2 protein-coding genes are annotated in these 2,446 nt (G+C 65.0%); both read left to right on the top strand.

From position 1 onward, the window contains the following. Positions 1–1,426 (top strand): glutamate synthase subunit beta (locus tag A2J01_RS25620; protein ID WP_064113871.1); only part of this gene is annotated, 1,426 nt, incomplete at its 5' end. Between the two features lie 184 nt (positions 1,427–1,610). Next, a partial coding sequence (locus A2J01_RS25615; protein ID WP_197494299.1) for a cutinase family protein occupies positions 1,611–2,446 on the top strand: 836 nt, incomplete at its 3' end.

Below are 2,446 nucleotides of genomic sequence, written 5' to 3'. Positions count from 1 at the left end.
GCACACGTCGCGCGAACTTCCGGTTCGCCGGCCGGTGCCGTTGCGCCTGCTCGACTGGAAAGAGGTCTACGAGGAGTTCCCGAAGGAAACCCTCAAGACCCAGGCCAGCCGTTGCATGGACTGCGGAATTCCTTTCTGCCACAACGGTTGCCCTCTCGGAAACTTGATTCCCGAGTGGAACGACCTGGTCTACAAGGACCACTGGCACGACGCCATCGAGCGTCTGCACGCGACCAACAACTTCCCGGAGTTCACCGGTCGTCTGTGCCCCGCACCCTGTGAGGCGTCCTGTGTCCTGGGCATCAACCAGGATCCGGTCACCATCAAGCAGGTCGAGGTCGAGATCATCGACAAGGCCTTCGACGAAGGGTGGGTCAAGCCGGTTCGCGCCGCGCACGCCACCAACAAGAAGGTTGCGGTTGTCGGCAGTGGTCCGGCCGGTCTGGCTGCAGCGCAGCAGCTGACCCGCGCCGGTCACGCAGTGACGGTCTTCGAGCGGGCAGACCGCATCGGCGGCCTGCTGCGCTACGGCATCCCCGAGTTCAAGATGGAGAAGCGGCACATCGACCGCCGTCTCGAGCAGATGGAAGCCGAAGGCACCGTCTTCAAGACCAACGTCAATGTCGGCGTGGACATCACCGCGGACGAGCTGCGTGAGCAGTTCGACGCAGTGGTTCTGGCCGGCGGCGCCACGGCAGCTCGCGATCTTCCGCTCCCGGGCCGCGAACTGGACGGCATCCACCAGGCGATGGAGTTCCTGCCGATCGCCAACCGCGTGCAGTTGGGTGACCTCGACGCTCCCACCATCACCGCTGAGGGCAAGAAGGTTGTCATCATCGGCGGCGGCGACACCGGAGCGGACTGCCTCGGCACCTCGCACCGTCAGGGTGCGGCCAGCGTCCACCAGTTCGAGATCATGCCGCGTCCGCCGGAGACTCGCGCCGAGCAGACTCCGTGGCCGACGTACCCGCTCATGTTCCGCGTGGCTTCGGCTCACGAGGAGGGCGGCGAGCGTCTGTTCTCCGTCAACACCGAGAACTTCGTCGGTGAAAACGGCAAGGTCACCGGACTCAAGGCTCACGAGGTCGAGATGAAGTCGGGTCGCTTCGAGAAGGTCGAGGGCTCGGACTTCGAGCTCGAAGCCGATCTCGTGCTCCTGGCCATGGGCTTCGTCGGTCCCGAGAAGCCGGGTCTGCTCACCGATCTCGGGGTCGACTTGAACGAGCGTGGCAACGTCGCCCGCACGTCGAAGTGGAACACCAACGTCGACGGCGTGTTCGTGGCCGGCGACATGGGCCGCGGTCAGTCCCTGATCGTCTGGGCCATCGCCGAGGGACGTTCCGCAGCAGCCGCTGTGGACACCTACCTCGAGGGTGTCACGGCCCTTCCGTCACCGATCCACCCGACAGCGGCTCCGCAGCGCTAGAGGCTCTCACAAAGCCGCACCCCACCGCATTCGGTGGGGTGCGGCTTTGTTTCTGCAAGCAATTCGCACGATCTGTAACAAACCTTCATCAATCGTGCATCGGACAGACACAACGCCCAGACAGTATGATTCCGGAGCACCGATAGTGGTGTATGGGTTGCTGAAGGTAAAACAGGGGAGTTTCATGCGTGCGAGGCGTCTCGTTGCGGTGTTGTCGGCACTTGCTGCGGCAGTAGTGGTACCGGTTGTCAGTGCTCCCGTGGCGTCGGCTGATCCCTGCCCCAGCCTGTACGTCGTGGCCATCCCGGGAACCTGGGAGCCCTCGGGCACCAGGCCCGGCGCCGGCATGCTTGCCCCGGTCACCAACGGCCTTCCCGGTTCCGTACGCACCGATTACGTCACCTACTCGGCGACGGCCTTCCCGTGGGAGTCCAACGTCTACGCCAAGTCGAAGCAGCAGGCTGTCGACAATGCCCGCGGCATGATCGGCGCTATGGCCGCCTCGTGCGGTGACACTCGCTTCGCCATCGTCGGGTACAGCCAGGGCGCCGACGCGGCAGGCGATCTCGCCGCCGAGATCGGAACCGGCATCGGCGTGGTCCCCCCGACTCGCGTCGAGGGCGTCGGCTTGCTGTCCGATCCCCGTCGTTCCGAGTCCGACGTCCTGATCGGCCCCGCTGTCGGCGGTAACGGTGCCAGCGGCCCTCGCATCGGTGGATTCGGTTGGCTGTCAGGCAAAACGGTGACGCTGTGCGCGGTCGGTGACCTGTACTGCTCGACGCCGAAGGACGATTTTGTGATGCGCCTGGCCGGATTCATGGCTCAGGCGTCCGATCCCACTCCGGCCAGTGCGCTCGCGCTGCGCGACGAAGCGGCCGTGATCGTCAACGATCTGATCACCGCAGGCGGGCTCCCCGCTCTGATGGCCCAGCTCGATCCGGGCGCGAATTCGCGTCGCATCGATCAGCTGGTCGACTTCTACGGCTCGCAGGTCCACACCGACTACACGCGTTACGTCGT

The sequence above is a fragment of the Rhodococcus sp. EPR-134 genome, from assembly GCF_001647205.1.
Classification (GTDB): Bacteria; Actinomycetota; Actinomycetes; order Mycobacteriales; family Mycobacteriaceae; genus Rhodococcus_F; species Rhodococcus_F qingshengii.
The sequence above is the reverse complement of the archived record's forward strand: the minus strand, read 5'-3'. Positions and strand labels throughout refer to the sequence as shown.